Annotated in this window: 16 protein-coding genes and 1 tRNA gene; 12 read left to right on the top strand and 5 right to left on the bottom strand. The window is 67.2% G+C overall.

The genetic code is table 11. From position 1 onward, the window contains the following. Positions 1–19 precede the first annotated feature (19 nt). Positions 20–1,603, bottom strand: coding sequence for a DEAD/DEAH box helicase (locus VGV37_RS25470; RefSeq protein WP_326882606.1), 1,584 nt, complete (start codon positions 1,601–1,603; stop codon positions 20–22). A gap of 460 nt (positions 1,604–2,063) precedes the next feature. Next, positions 2,064–2,140, bottom strand: a tRNA-Arg gene (locus VGV37_RS25465). Between the two features lie 215 nt (positions 2,141–2,355). Between VGV37_RS25465 and VGV37_RS25460 the strand changes: the two genes are divergently transcribed. From VGV37_RS25460 to VGV37_RS25445, 4 genes are all read left to right on the top strand, one after another. After that, the gene (locus tag VGV37_RS25460; protein WP_326882605.1) at positions 2,356–2,778 is read left to right on the top strand and encodes a DUF4864 domain-containing protein; all 423 of its coding nucleotides are present in this window, start codon (positions 2,356–2,358) and stop codon (positions 2,776–2,778) included. A gap of 101 nt (positions 2,779–2,879) precedes the next feature. After that, positions 2,880–3,362 (top strand): xanthine phosphoribosyltransferase, encoded by a 483-nt coding sequence (gene gpt, locus VGV37_RS25455; RefSeq protein ID WP_326882604.1) that lies wholly within the window; start codon positions 2,880–2,882, stop codon positions 3,360–3,362. A 107-nt stretch (positions 3,363–3,469) separates the two neighbouring features. After that, a complete protein-coding gene (locus tag VGV37_RS25450) occupies positions 3,470–4,669 on the top strand; it encodes a class I SAM-dependent rRNA methyltransferase (RefSeq protein ID WP_326882603.1) in 1,200 nt (399 codons plus the stop codon). 249 nt (positions 4,670–4,918) lie between these two features. After that, a complete protein-coding gene (locus tag VGV37_RS25445) occupies positions 4,919–6,136 on the top strand; it encodes a choice-of-anchor tandem repeat GloVer-containing protein (protein ID WP_326882602.1) in 1,218 nt (405 codons plus the stop codon). 4 nt (positions 6,137–6,140) lie between these two features. On the opposite strand, the gene VGV37_RS25440 is transcribed toward VGV37_RS25445, so the two are convergent. Beyond that, positions 6,141–7,625, bottom strand: coding sequence for a HAMP domain-containing sensor histidine kinase (locus VGV37_RS25440; protein ID WP_326882601.1), 1,485 nt, complete (start codon positions 7,623–7,625; stop codon positions 6,141–6,143). Positions 7,626–7,778: 153 nt separating this feature from the next. Between VGV37_RS25440 and lptC the strand changes: the two genes are divergently transcribed. The 6 genes from lptC to ptsN all read left to right on the top strand — a co-directional run bounded on the left by lptC (position 7,779) and on the right by ptsN (position 13,072). Next, positions 7,779–8,462, top strand: a complete 684-nt coding sequence (gene lptC / locus VGV37_RS25435) for an LPS export ABC transporter periplasmic protein LptC (RefSeq protein ID WP_326882600.1) — start codon at positions 7,779–7,781, stop codon at positions 8,460–8,462. After that, on the top strand, positions 8,459–9,454 hold the full coding sequence (locus tag VGV37_RS25430) for an LptA/OstA family protein (RefSeq protein ID WP_326882599.1): 996 nt from the start codon (positions 8,459–8,461) through the stop codon (positions 9,452–9,454). The genes lptC and VGV37_RS25430 overlap by 4 nt, the downstream gene beginning before the upstream one ends. 27 nt (positions 9,455–9,481) lie before the next feature. Next, positions 9,482–10,321, top strand: a complete 840-nt coding sequence (gene lptB / locus VGV37_RS25425) for an LPS export ABC transporter ATP-binding protein (protein WP_326882598.1) — start codon at positions 9,482–9,484, stop codon at positions 10,319–10,321. 15 nt (positions 10,322–10,336) lie between these two features. Next, a complete protein-coding gene (gene rpoN, locus VGV37_RS25420) occupies positions 10,337–11,836 on the top strand; it encodes an RNA polymerase factor sigma-54 (RefSeq protein WP_326882597.1) in 1,500 nt (499 codons plus the stop codon). A gap of 139 nt (positions 11,837–11,975) precedes the next feature. Next, entirely contained in the window at positions 11,976–12,587 is a 612-nt protein-coding gene (hpf, locus tag VGV37_RS25415) for a ribosome hibernation-promoting factor, HPF/YfiA family (protein WP_326882596.1), read from the top strand. A 20-nt stretch (positions 12,588–12,607) separates the two neighbouring features. Then, on the top strand, positions 12,608–13,072 hold the full coding sequence (gene ptsN / locus VGV37_RS25410; RefSeq protein WP_326882595.1) for a PTS IIA-like nitrogen regulatory protein PtsN: 465 nt from the start codon (positions 12,608–12,610) through the stop codon (positions 13,070–13,072). Between the two features lie 62 nt (positions 13,073–13,134). Here ptsN and VGV37_RS25405 read toward each other — a convergent pair whose 3' ends face one another. Both VGV37_RS25405 and VGV37_RS25400 read right to left on the bottom strand, forming a co-directional pair. Further along, positions 13,135–13,356, bottom strand: coding sequence for a DUF1150 family protein (locus VGV37_RS25405; RefSeq protein WP_326882594.1), 222 nt, complete (start codon positions 13,354–13,356; stop codon positions 13,135–13,137). Positions 13,357–13,576: 220 nt separating this feature from the next. Continuing rightward, a complete protein-coding gene (locus VGV37_RS25400) occupies positions 13,577–14,041 on the bottom strand; it encodes an Hsp20 family protein (RefSeq protein WP_326882593.1) in 465 nt (154 codons plus the stop codon). A 112-nt stretch (positions 14,042–14,153) separates the two neighbouring features. Between VGV37_RS25400 and VGV37_RS25395 the strand changes: the two genes are divergently transcribed. Next, on the top strand, positions 14,154–14,798 hold the full coding sequence (locus VGV37_RS25395; protein WP_326882592.1) for a sulfite oxidase heme-binding subunit YedZ: 645 nt from the start codon (positions 14,154–14,156) through the stop codon (positions 14,796–14,798). A 215-nt stretch (positions 14,799–15,013) separates the two neighbouring features. Beyond that, the coding region (locus VGV37_RS25390) for a DUF6600 domain-containing protein (protein WP_326882591.1) at positions 15,014–16,647 on the top strand (1,634 nt) is incomplete at its 3' end.

Genomic DNA, 16,647 nt, shown 5'->3' with positions numbered 1-16,647 from the left:
CATTCAAGCCGCCGCGGGCTCAGCGGCGATTGGCGCGCTCGCGACGGGGCGCTTCGTTCGTCGCGTCCTGCTCGTCGGGTACCGACCGGGTGCTGAGGCCGGCGACCAGATCGCCGAACGTGCCGAGCGCCCGGGGCGCGGTCGCCTGCGGGCGCTGCTCCGGCCGGCCCTGGCCGGGGCGCGGACCCTGATGGATCGGCTTGCCCTGCTGCTGACGATGCGGATTGGCGGTATGGGCATCGGGCTTGCCCGGGGCCGGACGACCATGGGGATGAACGGCGGCACCGGCCTGCACCGGCCCCGCGGCGACCGGACGGGGCGGGCGCGGGGCCTGTCCCTGCGTCCGCTGCGGCGCCTGGCCCTGGCTCTGGCCGGAACGACCATTGCGCTGCGGGCGCTGACCCCGGCCGTTCTGCGGGCGGGGCGGGCGCTGGTCGTCGGACGGATGGGTCACGACGGGCTCCGTCGCCGGCGGACGGGCCAGCACCGGCACCGCCTGCTTGGTCAGCCGCTCGATGTCGCGCAGGTAGGCGCGCTCCTCGCCGTCGCAGAACGAGATGGCGCTGCCCTCGGCGCCGGCGCGCGCGGTGCGGCCGATGCGATGGACATAGCTCTCGGGAATGTTCGGCAGCTCGAAATTGATGACATGCGAGATGCCGTCGATATCGATGCCGCGGGCCGCGATGTCGGTCGCGACGAGCGCGCGGAGATCGCCGGCCCGGAAGCCTTCGAGCGCCGCCTGGCGGGCCGACTGCGACTTGTTGCCATGGATCGCGGCGGCGCCGACGCCGGCCTTGGCCAGGAACTCGGTCACCTTGTTGGCACCATGCTTGGTGCGGGTGAAGATGATGACGCGGCTGAACGCCGGGTCGGCCAGCAGATCGGCCAGCAGCTGGCGCTTTTCCTTGGACTCGCAGAAGATCACGCCCTGGACGATCTTTTCGACCGTGGTCGCGACGGGCGTCACCTCGACGCGGACCGGCTCCTTCAGCAGGCGCCCGGCCAGCTTGGCGACTTCGTCCGGCATGGTGGCCGAGAAGAAGAAGGTCTGGCGCTTGGCCGGCAGCTTGGCGATGACCCGCTTCACGTCATGGATGAAGCCCATGTCGAGCATGCGGTCGGCCTCGTCGAGCACGAAGGCTTCCAGATTGTCGAATTTGATGAAGCCTTGGTTCATCAGGTCGAGCAGGCGGCCGGGGGTCGCGATCAGGATGTCGACGCCGTGCTTCATCGCGTCGGTCTGCGGCTTCTGGCCGACGCCACCGAACACGACGGTGTGCTTCAGGCCCAGGTTGGCACCGTAGTTCTTGACGCTCTCGCCGATCTGGATGGCCAGCTCGCGGGTCGGCGTCAGCACCAGGGTGCGGGCGGTGCCTGGCTTGCGTCCGCCGCCGGACGTGCTCAGATGCTGCAGGATCGGCAGGGTGAAGGCAGCGGTCTTGCCGGTGCCGGTCTGGGCGATGCCCAGTAGGTCGCGGCCTTCCAGTGCAAAGGGAATGGCCTGCTGCTGGATCGGTGTCGGCGTCACGTAGCCTTCGGCCGCGAGGGCGGCCTGAATCTCCGGGCGAAGGGCGAGCTCGGAGAATTTGGTAATTTCAGTCATGTGTTTCTTCTGCGCGACCGGGCCGCACCTTTTCCTGGGCGGACGCGTGTCGCGTTTGTCGTCCCCTGCCGCGCGCAAGCCGGTGGGACGGGATCAAGGGGGGACGTTTCGAAATGCATCGGCGCAGATCTGGAACACTGCTGCCGTCTGGCGCGATCGCGAAACGGGAAAAATTCGTCCCGTTGGACCGGGACTTGGAGCGGCCTTCGGGGCGCTGAAACTCGATGGAGGACGGCGCGCCCAAAGCGATTCGAACTCTATCTCCAGGCGTGCAGCCCGAAGAATGCTGCGGTCGAATCAGCTGCAGCCACGTTCTTGTAGCGGAAAGCAAGGCGTTTGTCGATGCGGCCCTGCCCTGCAATTCCCGCTGGGGCCCCGTGCTGCAAGGCGAAAGGCCCCGCGTCCTAAAGGACAACGGCTGCCGCGGGTCGCAATAGCTTCGGAATATCGCGGGAGAAAATGGCGCGCCCGAAGAGATTCGAACTCCTAACCCCCAGATTCGTAGTCTGGTGCTCTATCCAGTTGAGCTACGGGCGCGCAATCGAGGGCGAAACCGCCGTTCGAGGTGGCGGACACTAGTCGAAGTCGTTTGATGCCGCAAGGCTCGAAAACGGGGCGAACCCGGGGCCGGGCGAAGGCGGGCCATGCGTGCGGCGCAGAGCGAACGGCGGCTGCGATTTCGAAAAATCCAAGGCCCGCCGAGTAGCCCCGCGCCGCATCCGCTCCATCTCTCTAGCCGAGGGAGCAGTGCCATGCGCCGTTCGATCTTCATGCTCGCCGTTCTCGCCGGCCTGTGCGCCGGCCCGTCCCGGGCTGCGCCCAGCGAGGCGGATCGCACGGCCATCCAGGCCGTGATCCGGCAGCAGCTCGATGCGTTCCAGGCCGATGACGCCACGAGAGCGTTCGCGCTCGCCTCGCCCGGCATCCGCCGGCAGTTCGGCGATCCCGAGACGTTCCTGGCCCTGGTCCGGCAGGGCTACCCGATGGTCTATCGGCCGCGTGAGACCCATTTCGGCGCGCTCGACGAAGAGGACGGCCGGATCGTCCAGAAGGTCGCGTTCGTCGGGCCGGACGGCGTGCTGGTGACCGCACTCTATATGATGGAGCGCGAGCCCGACGGATCCTGGCGCATCGCCGGCTGCGTCATCGCCCGCGCGCCGTCCGAAAGCGCTTGAGCCGCGAGCCCCGGGCGGAGCACCGCTGCACGCGGATGATTTGACCCCGGCGCCGTGCGCGCGATAATGCCGGGCATCTCCTTTTCCAGACGGGCCGATCGATGACCACCAAGAGCGCGCAACGGACTTTCCCGGTTTCCTGGGAGGAACTGCATCGCAATGCCAAGGCGCTGGCCTGGCGCCTGCTGGACAGCGGCCCTTTCGACGGCATCGTCGCGATCACGCGCGGCGGCCTGGTTCCGGCCGCGATCGTCGCGCGCGAGCTCGAGATCCGCCTGGTCGACACCTTCTGCGTCGCGACCTACGACGACCGGTCGATGGGCGCGCCGACCATCCTCAAGGGCATCGAGGGCGACGGCACGGGCCTCTTGATCATCGACGACCTGGTCGACACCGGCGTCACCGCCCGCCTGGTGCGCGGCCAGCTGCCGAAGGCGCATTTCGCGACGATCTACGCAAAGCCGGCGGGCCGGCCGCTGGTCGACACTTTCATCACCGAGGTCAGCCAGGATACCTGGATCCTGTTCCCCTGGGACACCGAGCCCCAATCGGCCGTGCCGGTGGCCAAGCAGGTCCAGCGCTAGTCGGGCATGGGGCTGGCTGACCTGCGCCGGTCGGGCTTCCCTTGGCGCCCTCCCCGTGTCATCACCGGCGATTACATCAATAGAACGGCCCTAGGAGCCTTCCGCCCGTGCGTGACGATCCGTCAACCCGGCCCCAAGTGACGCTCGTTACCGGCAAGCACAAGCGCGCCGAACGCGGCCATCCCTGGATCTATTCGAACGAGGTCGTGCTGAACGCGGCCGCCAAGGCGCTGCCGGCCGGCAGCCTGGTGACCGTGCGCAATGCCGAGGGCAAGTCGCTCGGCGTCGCGACCTTCAACCCGCAGCCGCTCATCACCTGCCGTATCATCACGCGCGACTGGAGCGTGAAAATCGACCACGGCTTCCTGGTCAAGCGGCTGGAGCGCGCGCTGGCGCTGCGCGACCGGCTGTTCCCCGAACCCTATTATCGCCTGGTCCATGCCGAGGCCGACGGCCTGCCCGGCCTGATCATCGACCGCTACGGCACGGCCGTGGTCTGCCAGCTCAACACCGCCTGGGCGTCGGCGATGGAAGAGGACATCCTGAAGGCGCTCGACGAGGTGCTGTCGCCGGAAGTCGTCGTGTTCCGAAACGACAGCCATGCCCGTACACTCGAAGGCCTGCCGACCGAGACGCGCTTCGCCAAGGGCAGCCTCTCGGGCCCGCTGGAAGTGCGCGAGAACGGCTCGACCTTCCTCGCCGACCTGTCGGATGGCCAGAAGACCGGCTGGTTCTTCGACCAGCGGCCGAACCGCGCTTTCATCGCCGGCCTGTCGAAGGGCCAGCGCGTGCTCGATTGCTACAGCTTCACCGGCGGCTTCGGCATCCAGGCCGCGGTCGCGGGTGCGGCCGAGGTGACGTTGCTCGACCGGTCCGAGCCGGCGCTGGCGCTGGCCAAGCGCGCGGCCGAGCTGAACGGCGTCGCCGACCGCTGCAAGATCCTGCGCGGCGAGGTGTTCGAGACCTTGGAGAAGCTGGCCGAGGGCAAGGAGCGGTTCGACGTGGTCATCCTCGACCCGCCGGCCTTCGTGAAGTCCAAGAAGGACCTCGGGCCGGGCAGCCGGGGCTATCGCAAGATGGCGCGGCTGGGCGCGGCCTTGGTCGCCAAGCAGGGGGTGATGCTCGCCGCCTCCTGCTCGCACAACATGCCGCTCGACCTGTTCGCCGAAGCGGTCCGCCACGGCATCGACGACGCCGGCCGGGTCGGCCGCATCCTCTATACCGGTTATGCCGGTCCGGACCATCCAGTGCATCCGGCGCTGCCGGAATCGGCCTATCTCAAGGCCCAGGTCCTGGCGTTCGACTGAGCTTCCCGGGGCGCGGTCCGACCGCGCCCCGCCCCGCCCCGCTCGAATCTCCCTCAAAATAAAACGTGCGGTTGGGCAGAATGCCCTGAACCTCGCGGCCGATGCGTCGTTCGCAGGTCACGCACCGACCTTAAGAATTTTGCCGTGTCCGACCCCATGCCGGGACGGGCAAACGCCGTTTCATTCCCGCGGATCGCGGGGCGTGGAATCGCCCGCCCCCCGCACCCGCGATGCAAGTGGGGGGAATTCATGACACGCTCGAAATTCCGCTTCGGCTCGATGCTCCTGTCCCTCGCTGTCCTCGCGAGCCCTGCGTCCGCGGGAACGCTCTCGACCCAGGCCTATTTCGACGGGACGGACGGCGCGGTGCCCAACAACGGCGGCCTGCTCTACTCCGATCATTTCTTCTACGGCGCCACCTATGCCGGCTCGGCGCCGCCGAACCTGGTCGCCGGGCCGGCGGACCTGGGCGTCATCTTCCAGCAGGCGGACACCATCCTCGAAGTGCCGGATACGCCGCCGTCGGTCGTCTATGCCTTCAGCGGGCCGGATGGAGCGCATCCGAACGGCAGTCTCGTGGCCGACGCCCAGGGCAATCTCTACGGCACGACCCGGGCCGGCGGCAGCGCCGGGCTCGGCACCGTGTTCAAACTGACCAATCCCCGCCGCGGCAGCGGCCTGTGGCCTTTGACGACGCTGCATGCGTTCGCCGGGCCGGATGGGTCGGCCCCGGTCGCGGGCGTCACGCTGGGACCCGACGGCTCGATCTACGGCACCACCCTGCAAGGCGGCACGGCCCCGCTGCAGGCGGGAACCGTATTCAAGATCGCGCCCGACGGCAGCTACCGGGTGCTCCATTCCTTCACCGGCGTGTTCGAGACGGGCGACGGCAGCGGCCCGGCAAGCAACATCGTGCTCGATCCGCAGGGCACGGTGATCGGCACGACATCGGTGCCGGTCGCGGTCAATCAGAAGGGCACGCTCTATGCGATCCTGCCGAACGGCAACTTCGTGGTCGTGACGCAATTCACCGAGATCCCGTCGGGCGGTCCGGCCGGCGCCATCGTGCGCGACCTGTCCGGCAACGTGTTCGGCGCATTGACCTCGGCCGAGGCCGGACCGCGCGTCTTCGAGGTGACGGCGATCACCCACAAGCAGGTCGTCATCGGGGAATTGCCCGGCGACGTCGGCTACGGCGGCGTGATGCGCGACAATGCCGGCAACTTCTACCTGACGACCAGCGGCGAGGATCGCCGAAGCGGCGGCGGGGTCTACCAGATGACGCCCCACGGCGTCGTGACCCAGCTGGCGACGCTCGGCTACATGAACCAGGGGCCGCTGGGCGGCGTCACCCTGGATCCGGCGGGCAACCTGTGGGGCACGAGCAGTGCCGGCGGGGAGACCTGCACGACGTCGGCGAACGTCACGGTGACGGGCTGCGGCACGGTGTTCGTCGTCACACCCTGAGGCGTCAGCCGGCGAGTTGCTGGTTGGTGGCACCCTCGACCCAGCCCTGGGGCAGGGTCAGGCGAAAGATCGTGCCACTGCCGGCGCTGTCGACCAGGACCAGGTCGCCGCCATGGGCGCGCGCGATCTCGCGTCCGATCGCCAGGCCCAGCCCCGTGCCGCCGGGGCGGGCGGACCCGGCGAACGGCTTGAACAGGTTGTCGCGGGCCTTGGGCGGCAGACCCGGACCATCGTCCGCGATCTCGATCGCGACGCCGCGCACCGCACCGGGCTGCACGCGGAAGCGGATCCGGTCGGCCCCGGATTCGGCGGCATTGCGGGCGAGGTTCAGCAGCAACCGATACAGCTGGTCGCGATCCGCCCCGATGACGGCGCCCTGCGTGTCATCATCGACGGCGATGCGGTGATCCTCGCGCGACGGCAGCGCTGCCTCGATTTCGTCGATCAGCGGCGACAGCGGGAAGCGCACCAGGGTCAGTGGCGGCGCGCCCTCGCGCGTGTAGGCGAGCGTTCCGGTACACAGCTTGGTCGCCCGCTCGATCGCGTTCACCAGGGCCGGCGCCATCCGGCGGATCTCCGGCGAGCCGGTCTCGGCGATGCGGTCCGAGACGACGAGGGCGGTCGACAGCATGTTGCGCAGGTCGTGATTGACCTTGGTGACCGCGGTGCCCAATGCGGCCAGGCGGGCGTGCTGGCTGATCGCCTGGCGCACCGCTTCCTGCATGTGGGCGAGTTCGCGCTGGGCCACGCCGATCTCGTCGCGCCGGCCACCGGGCCTGATGACGCGGGATGCGTCCTCCGGGTCTTCGCGGAACGCGATCATGTTTTCGCTCAGCTGCCGCATCGGGCGCACCAACAGCCATTGCAGGGTCACGTAGACCAGGGCGGCGGTGATAGCCGAGATCACCAGCGAGATCTCGAACAGGTTGCGGGCGAATGCGATCATCGCTTCGCGCAGCGGCCGTTCCGGCAGGGTGACGTCCAGCTCGATCTGCGGTTCGCGCGGCGATTTGCCGATCACCATCATGACCCGGTCGCCACGCCGGAACAGCGTCATCATCGCACCGCGCATGGCGGCGAACATGGTTTCGTCGCGCAGGTCGACGACCCGTTGCACCTCGGGCGGCATTTCGAGCGCCAGCACGCCCTTCAGCTTCGACGAGCTGAGGCGGCCCATGTCCTCGGGCATGGCCGAAAAGGCGCCGACATTGTGCAACAGCTGATCGGCCAGTTCCTGGCTGACCATGTTGTCGGGCGTCGCTTCGAGCGCCAGCAGCGCCAGCGTCCCGGCGGCGAGCTTGTCCTCGAGATAGCTCTCGCGGAAATGCGAAACCGACGGCACGAAGATCAGCACCTCGCTGATCATGACGAACGCGACGGTCAGAACGAGGAGGCGGGCCGACAGGCTCCGGGCGAGCGGCGGCAGCGAGAGGATCGGGCGGTTCATCGTGCCGCAATCTAGCATGACCGCCCCGCGCCGGGCGGTCATGCGTTGATCCCACACGAAATTGTGCTCATATGACACGCACGAACGCGCTGTCCGATTTGGCATCGGGGTTCGGGTGCGCCCGAATATCCCGGCGACAGGCGTTGTAAGCGGCCCCAATATGACGACCGACCGGGCCCGGAGCAGGAGTGCTGCATGACCGATCTTCCTCGTCCGACCGCCGGCGAAACGCCGACGATCGGCCTCGGCGCGCGCCGCAGCAGCGGCCAGATCCAGCGCCATGCGATCCGCTACAGCCGCTTCGTCGGCTGGGCCAAGCTGGTGCTGCCGCTCGGCGCCGGCGGCCTGCTGCTGGCGCTCGCCGGCTGGCCCTACCTGTCGCACGGCCTGGACCGGCTGCGGCTGGTGTTCCCAAAGCTCGACAGCGCCCAGGTGCGGGACCTCCGCATGGTCAATCCGCGCTTCAGCGGCGTCGACAAGGAGAAGCGGCCGTTCACCCTGACCGCCGACACGGCGCGGCAGAATCCTGAAAACAACGACCTGGTCGGTCTCGAGGTCCCCAAGGCCGACATCCTGACCAAGGAAGGCGCCTGGGTCGTGGTCACCGGCAAGACCGGCATCTATCAGCCGGACAGCCATTTCCTCGACCTGTTCGGCGACGTGACGCTGTTCCACGACAAAGGCTACCAGTTCCATACCGAACAGGCTCGGGTCGATCTCAATGCCGGCTCGGCCGAAGGCGACCAGGCGGTGACCGGCGCCGGTCCGGCCGGCACCATCGCCGGCGAAGGCTTCAGGGTACTCAAGAAGGGCGAGACCATGCTATTCACGGGCAAATCCAAGCTCGTGATGAACGCGGCAACCGGCGAGGCCAAGTGATCCGAAATTTCGTTCGACTGCTGATCGCAGCCGCCTTGCTGGGCGGATCGTGCGCCGCCTGGGCGCAGGACACGTCCAGCCCCGCAGCCAAGTCGAAGCAGGTCAAGCCTGCGAAGCCCTCGGCGCCGCCGGCGGCGGCCCCGCCGGCCGCCGCGGATGCGACGACCGCGAAGGGCGCTGGCGGCTCGACCCTGCTCGGCAATCGCGGGCAGGGGCCGCTCGAAGTGACCAGCGAGAACGGCATCGAATGGCAGCAGGGCGTCAAGGCCTATATCGCGCGCGGCAACGCGGTCGCGAAGCGGGGCCAGACGACGCTCTATGCCGACGTGCTGACGGCCTATTACCGCGAGATCACGAATTCCAACCAGACCGAGATCTGGCGCGTGGTCGCCGACGGCCATGTCCGGATCGCGACACCGACCCAGCAGGTGGTCGGCGACCACGGCATCTACGACATCGACCAGGCGGTCGTGGTCATGACCGGCCAGGCGCTCAAGCTGACCACGACCCAGGATGTGGTGACGGCGCGCGATTCGCTCGAATGGTATGACGGCAAGCAATTGGCGGTCGCGCGCGGCAACGCCGTCGCGGTCCGCGGCGAGCGGCGGGTGCGCGGCGACACCCTGGTCGCCCAGGTTACCCAGGCGCCCGGCGAGGATTCCCGCATCAGCCGGGTCGACGGCAAGGGCCATGTCATCGTGTCCGGCCTGAACGGCCAGGTCGGCACCGGCGACAATGGCGTCTACAACGCCGATACCGGCATCGCGACCCTGGTGGGACATGTCACGATCGCGCGCGGCGACGATACGGTCGTCGGCCAATATGGCGTGGTCGACCTGCAGACCGGCGTCAGCCGGATCCTGCCGCGTCCGCCGAATGCCGAGGACGCGACGCGCGGCCGGGTTCAGGGCCTGATCATGCCGCGCCAGAAGGGTGCTTCCGGCGCCGGCAGCGGCAATTCGACCGTGCCCGCCCAAAAAGCGCAGCCGTGACCGGCTAAACCGCGCTAGAGTAGGACCATGAAGATCCTGTCGACGTTGTTCAGCGAGCCCGAAGCGAAGAGCCCAGAGCCCGCGGCGGACATTCCGGCTTCGGAACATTCCCCTAACGATACGAAGCCCCGTCTGGTGTCGACCAAGACCGGCCTGGTGGCGACCAACCTCGGCAAGCGCTTTCAGCGTCGCCCGGTGTTGCGCGACGTCTCCATCTCGGTGAAACGGGGCGAGGCGGTCGGCCTGCTGGGTCCGAACGGCGCCGGCAAGACCACCTGCTTCTACATCATCACCGGGCTGATCAGCGCCGATATCGGCTCGATCACCCTCGACGGGCACGACATCACCGGCCTGCCGATGTATCGCCGGGCCCGGCTCGGCATCGGCTACCTGCCGCAGGAAGCCTCGATCTTCCGCGGCCTGTCGGTCGAGCAGAACATCCGTGCGGTGCTCGAAGTGGTCGAGCCCGTGGTCGATGCGCGCGAGGCGATGCTGGATGAGCTGCTGGCCGAATTCTCGATCAGCCACCTGCGCCGCACCCCTGCGCTGGCGCTGTCCGGCGGCGAGCGCCGTCGCGTCGAGATCGCGCGGGCACTGGCGACCCAGCCGCATTTCATCCTGCTCGACGAACCGCTTGCCGGCATCGATCCGATCGCCGTCAACGACATTCGCGAGCTGGTTCGCCACCTGAAGAATCGGGGTATCGGCGTGCTGATCACCGACCATAACGTGCGCGAGACGCTCGATATCGTCGATCGCGCCTATATCCTCCACGACGGCCGGGTGTTGATGGAGGGCGCGCCGAGTGAGATCGTGGCCGACGTGAACGTGCGCCGGGTCTATCTCGGTGAGAGATTCAGTCTTTAGCGTCGGTGTAGCATAATGGCCCTCAGCCAGAGGCTCGATCTCCGACAATCCCAGTCCCTCGTCATGACGCCGCAGCTGCAGCAGGCAATCAAGCTGCTGCAGCTGTCGAACCTCGAACTGTCCGATTTCGTCGAGCAGGAGCTCGAGCAGAATCCGCTGCTGGAACGGGACGAAAGCGATCCCGAGCCGATGATCGCGGCCGACGCGCCGAATGGTGTCGAGGCGTCGAGCGTGATCGAGGACAAGCCGACCACCGCGCTCGACGGCGAGCAGAGCTTCGGCGGCGACGATGCCGACGTCTGGCAGGCCTCGGCCGGGACCGAGGGCGAGGGGGCCGTCGATTATGCCGGCGATGCCGACGCCTGGAAGACGCCCAGCACCCGCACCGGCGACGACGACATGCCGGGCCTGGAAGAGACCCTGCGCCAGGACATCACCCTGCGCGAGCACCTGGTCGGCCAGCTCAATTGCGACCTCGAGGAACCGGCCGAACGCATGATCGGGCTGTTCCTGATCGATCTGGTCGATGATGCCGGCTATCTGACCGCGGACCTGGCTGAGGTCGCCGAGACGCTGGGCGCCGACCTGGCCGAGGTCGAGGCGGTCCTGGCCCGGCTGCAGCGCTTCGATCCGATCGGCATCTTCGCGCGCAACCTCGCCGAATGCCTGGCGATCCAGCTCAAGGAACAGGGACGCTTCGATCCCTGCATGGAAAAGCTGATCGCCAACCTGCCGCTGCTGGCGAACCGGGAGATCGGCGCGCTGATGCGGATCTGCGGCGCCGACGGCGAGGACCTGGCGCAGATGGTCGGTGAGATCAAGGCGCTCAATCCGAAGCCGGGCTTGGCGTTCGACGGCGTGCCGGCCCAACCGGTCGTGCCCGACATCCTGATGCGCGTCCAGCAGGGCGGCGGCTGGGTGATCGAACTCAACAACGACACCTTGCCGCGTGTTCTGGTCAATACCCGCTATTATTCCAAGATCACCCGCGGCCCCGCCGGCAAGCTCGACCGCGACTATCTCTCGGAAAAGCTGCAGTCGGCCAATTGGCTGGTCAAGTCGTTGCACCAGCGCGCGACGACGATCCTCAAGGTCGCGACGGAAATCGTCCGCCAGCAGGAGGCTTTCTTCGCCTACGGCGTTTCCCATCTGAGGCCCTTGATCCTGCGCGACATCGCCGAGGCGATCGGCATGCACGAAAGCACGGTCAGCCGGGTCACGACGAACAAATACATGACGACGCCGCGCGGGCTGTTCGAGCTCAAATATTTCTTCACCTCGTCGATCCCGGCCGCGAACGGCGCCGCCTCGCATTCCGCCGAGTCGGTCAAGTTCCGGATCAAGACGCTGATCGATGCCGAGGGTGCGGAAGGAATCCTATCCGACGATCGGATCGTCGAAATCTTGCACGAGGACGGAGTCGACATCGCCCGCAGAACGGTGGCGAAATACCGTGAAGCGATGCGCATTCCGTCGTCGGTGTTGCGACGACGCGACAAGTCGCTGGGAATGTAGGGCACCTGCAAATCCCTCCTCCGGCGCAAACCCGGCCGAAGCGAGGGGCTCATGGACATTCCGGGGGAACTTCCCACCGGGGTGCCGCTCGTCCGGACCCACCCAAGGCCGGACGTGAAACAGGAAGGGGTATTAAATCATGGCGATGCAGTTACGCGTCACGGGCAAGCAGATGGATGTGGGCGACGCTCTTCGAACCCATATCGAGGAAAGTCTGACCACGCTGGTCGGCAAGTATTTCGGCGAAGGGATCGAGGCCCACGCCGTCATCGCGCGTGAGGCGCATCGCTATACGTGCGACCTGCAGGTCCATGTCGGTCGCGGCATTCTCATGCAGTCGAGCGAGAAGGACGCCGACGTCTACAAGGCGGCGGACAAGGCGGCGGAACGGATCGCCAAGCGGATGCGGCGCTACAAGCGGCGCCTGAACGACCATCATGCCGCCGGCAAGGATCGGGTCGACCAGGCGATCGAGGCCCGGTCCTACATTCTGGCCCCCGAGCCGGACGACCACGAGGATACCAGTTCCGAGCATCATGACGGCCAACCGGTGGTGATCGCCGAGATGGCGACGGAGATCCCGACACTGACCGTCGGCGAGGCGGTGATGCGCATGGACCTTGCGGAATTGCCGACTTTGATGTTTAGGAACTCCGCGCACGGCGGACTCAACGTGGTCTATCGCCGGAACGACGGCCATATCGGCTGGATCGATCCGCGACAGACCGAAGCGGCCGCGGCGGCCGAATAGGGCCTAACCAGGAACCATCGATGATGATCGCCGATCTGATCACGCCCCACAGCGTGATCGCCAACTTCCGTGTCAGCGGGAAAAAGCAAGCGCTGCAGGAATTGGCCAAGAAAGCCGCCTCGCTCGTCGGGCAGTCCGAAAAGCTGGTCTTCGAGGTGCTGTCCGAACGCGAGCGGCTGGGAACGACGGGCGTCGGGCTGGGCATTGCCATCCCGCATGGCAAGCTGCCCGGCCTCGATCGCATGACCGGGCTGTTCGCCCGGCTCGATCGCCCGGTCGATTTCGAAGCGATCGACAACCAGCCGGTCGATCTCATCTTTCTGTTGCTGGCACCGGAAGACGCCGGGGCCGATCACCTGAAGGCGCTGGCCCGGGTATCGCGGTTGCTCAGGGATCGGGCGGTCTGTGCCAAATTACGCGGCACCGACAATGCGGATGCGCTGTATGCGTTGCTGACCGAGGATCGGGCGTCGGACGCCGCATAGCCTCGGTCGCTCTCAGAACGATGGAACCGGCCGGAGCGTGACATGCTTCGGCCGGTTTCGTTTCAGTGGACGCTGACCGGCTCCAGCCCATGCTGGCGGACGGCGGCGAAGGCGACGTCCCGGTCGGTGACCAGCGCCATTTGGGTGCCGTCGGCGGCATGGATGGCGTAGCCGACCTCGTCATTGACCGAGACGGCCTTGATGAAAGCCACATCCTGCACGCCGAACATGGCCAGATCGCGTGTCGACATGTGGCGGGGATTGATGATGCTGCTGTCGTTCATGGTCCTACCTCCGAACCGGAGGACGAGGGGCGGTACGGCCCGATCCCGTCATTTCCGATTCATTTCTGCGGCCCGCGTCGTTCGCTTCCGGTCCCTGCATCACCCGTGCCGCTCGGCACGATGGAGACACGGGAACAGGGGTAGCCTCCTGACGTGAACGTGATTGGCCGCCATTGCGTTCAGATCCGATATGGAAGCCGGGAAGGGCTGAGGTGGTTCCTCAGGCCTGCTCCGGGTCGGCACCGATGCCGATCGGCTGATTGGTGGCGCTCTTGCCGTCTGCGCGGATTTCGACGCGCCGGACCTTGGGCTCGATGGTCGGACGCATCAGGTCGATGTGCAGCAGGCCATTGTCGAGCGAGGCGCCGGTGACTTCGATGCCTTCGGCGAGGACGAAGGAGCGTTGGAACTGGCGGGCGGCGATGCCGCGGTGCAGGTACAGGCGCTCCCGATCCTCGGCCTGCTTGCCGCGGATGACGAGTTGATTGTCTTCGATCTGGACCACGAGGTCATGCATGGTGAAGCCGGCCACGGCGAGGGTGATGCGAAGCCGGTCGTCGCCCGTCTGCTCGATATTGTACGGCGGATAGCCGTCGGTCGACGCCTTCGCCACGCGATCGATCGCGCGTTCGAAATGGTCGAAACCCAGGAGCAGGGGCGAATTGAACAAGGAAATGCGATTCATGGCGTGTGCTTGAGCCTCCTCCTCACGCGATCGAGCGAGCAGACGAACCCGGACCCGACATCGGCATCCGGTAACGATGGCGACGCGCCATCGTGTCTCTATCAGGTGGTAAATGACCCTCTCTAATCAAGAGCGTTCTCGACGGACCAAGCAGCAGATCAGCTTTTGGCTGCGCCGCGTCGGCGAACCACTCGTCATCCTGGTGCTGGCGGTTCCGGCGCTGCAACTCGCCTATGATTCGTTCTGGGGCGCCTTCGTCGCGGACCCGTTCCCGCCGGCGACCCGCATTTCCGGCATCTGGGGCATGCGCCTGCTGGTCGCCGGCCTGCTGGTGACGCCGCTCGCGCGCCTCGCCGGGTTGCCCGGCATCATCCGGTTCCGTCGGCCGATCGGCCTGTGGGCCGCCGCCTATTCGGTCGGTCATTTCGCGATCTGGAGCATGGACTACGGTTTCGACCTCGATCTGATCACGACGGAGATCCTGCGCCTGCGCTATCTGTTCCTGGGCTTCGTCGCGACCTTGCTGCTGGTGCCGCTGGCCGCAACCTCGTTCAATGCGGCGATCCGCTGGGTCGGCGGGCGCAATTGGCGGCGGCTGCACTGGCTGGTCTATCCGTCGGTGCTGCTCGCCTTGTGGCACATGGCGACCGCCGGGAGACTGTCGGGCGTCGATTTCACCATCATGAGCGTGCTGACCGGGTTTGCCATGCTGTGGCGGGTCGTGCGCGGTCTGCCGAAATCGTCGCCGATCCGTTGAAGCGGCTTGACCGCGCCTGGGACAAATTTGAGACTTTCCGGGATCGCTGTCCCGCAGGACGGGAACGAAACCCTTGTTCGGGGCGTAGAACCTGGACCTGCGCGTCGCCCGATACCGCCAGGGGTGTCGACGAAGGCGCGGAATAGTCCTCGACGGCGGGGCGTTGTCGGTTCAGTCGAAGCGCGCCCCGCGCTGTTTTCCTTAGGAGTAGGGTAATGCCCATTCAACGCCGAACCGTCCGCAGCGGGCATTCGCTCGCCGTGGCGTTCGTGGCTCTGTCGGTTTCCGGCTTCGGCCCCATGGTGCAGGCATTTGCCCAGGACGCCCCGCCGCCGGATGGGACCGTCCAGCAAGACCCGCCGTCGCGCGTCGGCTACGTGTCCCTGGTCGAGGGCACGGTCTCGATGCATGCGAATGCGACCGATCCCTGGGCACCGGCCGCGTTGAACTATCCGCTGACCGCGGGCACGTCGCTCTGGACCGAACCGGGGGCCAAGGCGGAGATCCAGATCGGTGCCGCGCGCATCGACCTCGACGGCGGCACGGAGGTCGATCTCGTCGCCATCGACGATCAGAACGTCGACATCAACGTGCCCCAGGGCCGGGCCGACGTGCATCTGCATGGCCGGCAGCCGAACGAGAGCTACGAGGTCACCGTGCCGCGCGGCACCACGGCACTGGGCGTCGACGGTACCTACCGGATCATCGCGGGCGACGACCAGGCGCCGACGCGCATCGCGGCACTCTATGGCAGCGCCCAGTTGATCGAGCCGTCCGGGACGGTGCCGGTCGAGACCAACAACGAACTGATCGTGACCGCCGGCGACCCGCTCGCCTATACCCAGCAGGCGCTGCAGGACGATGCGTTCGACCATTGGGTCGCCGATCGCATGCATCGGTTCGACCATCCGCCGGCACGCCAATACGTCTCGCCGCAGGTCGTGGGCGCCGAGAATCTCGAGCAATACGGCACCTGGCAGACGACGCCGCAATATGGCGCGGTCTGGATGCCGAGTTCGGTGGCCGCCGATTGGGCGCCCTATCGCGAAGGGCATTGGCGTTGGGTGGCACCCTGGGGCTGGACCTGGGTCGATGACGAGCCCTGGGGTTTCGCGCCGTTCCATTACGGCCGCTGGACGCAGTTCGACGGGCGCTGGGGCTGGGTTCCGGGCACGGTCGTCGAACGGCCGGTCTATGCGCCGGCCATGGTCGCGTTCGTCGGCGGTGAGCCGGGACCGCGCCCCGGTGTCGGCATTGCGGTCGGCATCGGGATCGGCGTGGGCATCGGCGCCGCCATCGGCTGGGTGCCGCTCGGCCCGGGCGAAGTCTATCGTCCGCCCTATCGCGTCAGCGAGAGGTACATCCGCAACGTCAACGTGACCAATGTGTCGCGGACCGAGATCAACAACATCACGGTCAACAAGACGGTCAATGTCACCAATGTGACCTATGCGAACCAGCGCGCGGTGACGGTGGTCAATCATGACGCCTTCGTCAACGCCCGGCCGGTGCGCCAGGCGGCCCTGCCGGCGGCGCAGGCCGCGACCTTCACCCATCCGATCGTGGCGTCCGCCGGCACGGGCCGGCCGGGTGCGGCGGCGCCCGCTGCCCTGCCGCAGCCGACGGCTGCCAGCCGGGTTGGCGCCGAAGCCGCTGCGCGGCCGATCCAGGCTCCGCCGCAGACCAAACTGCAGATGCCGACGACCCATATGAACGGGCAGGGGCATGTCGTGCCGACCGCGGTGCCCGCACCCGCGGCGACCGCCGGTCGGCCGGGCCCCGCCGGGGCGGCAGCCCCCAACGGGGCGCCGCAGCCCCATGTGCAGCCTCAGGCGGCGCCGCAGCCGGG

This window comes from Aliidongia sp. (assembly GCF_035943795.1).
Classification (GTDB): Bacteria; Pseudomonadota; Alphaproteobacteria; order ATCC43930; family CGMCC-115725; genus Aliidongia.
The sequence above is the reverse complement of the archived record's forward strand: the minus strand, read 5'-3'. Positions and strand labels throughout refer to the sequence as shown.

Excerpts from the sequence above, each read along its gene's own strand:
- VGV37_RS25400 (WP_326882593.1), bottom strand. The coding sequence starts at position 14,041 with ATGAATCGCATTTCCTTGTTCAATTCGCCCCTGCTCCTGGGTTTCGAC.
- gpt (WP_326882604.1), top strand. The coding sequence starts at position 2,880 with ATGACCACCAAGAGCGCGCAACGGACTTTCCCGGTTTCCTGGGAGGAA.
- rpoN (WP_326882597.1), top strand. The coding sequence starts at position 10,337 with ATGGCCCTCAGCCAGAGGCTCGATCTCCGACAATCCCAGTCCCTCGTC.
- VGV37_RS25445 (WP_326882602.1), top strand. The coding sequence starts at position 4,919 with ATGACACGCTCGAAATTCCGCTTCGGCTCGATGCTCCTGTCCCTCGCT.
- lptB (WP_326882598.1), top strand. The coding sequence starts at position 9,482 with ATGAAGATCCTGTCGACGTTGTTCAGCGAGCCCGAAGCGAAGAGCCCA.
- lptC (WP_326882600.1), top strand. The coding sequence starts at position 7,779 with ATGACCGATCTTCCTCGTCCGACCGCCGGCGAAACGCCGACGATCGGC.
- VGV37_RS25405 (WP_326882594.1), bottom strand. The coding sequence starts at position 13,356 with ATGAACGACAGCAGCATCATCAATCCCCGCCACATGTCGACACGCGAT.
- hpf (WP_326882596.1), top strand. The coding sequence starts at position 11,976 with ATGGCGATGCAGTTACGCGTCACGGGCAAGCAGATGGATGTGGGCGAC.
- VGV37_RS25470 (WP_326882606.1), bottom strand. The coding sequence starts at position 1,603 with ATGACTGAAATTACCAAATTCTCCGAGCTCGCCCTTCGCCCGGAGATT.
- ptsN (WP_326882595.1), top strand. The coding sequence starts at position 12,608 with ATGATGATCGCCGATCTGATCACGCCCCACAGCGTGATCGCCAACTTC.
- VGV37_RS25460 (WP_326882605.1), top strand. The coding sequence starts at position 2,356 with ATGCGCCGTTCGATCTTCATGCTCGCCGTTCTCGCCGGCCTGTGCGCC.
- VGV37_RS25440 (WP_326882601.1), bottom strand. The coding sequence starts at position 7,625 with ATGACCGCCCGGCGCGGGGCGGTCATGCTAGATTGCGGCACGATGAAC.
- VGV37_RS25395 (WP_326882592.1), top strand. The coding sequence starts at position 14,154 with ATGACCCTCTCTAATCAAGAGCGTTCTCGACGGACCAAGCAGCAGATC.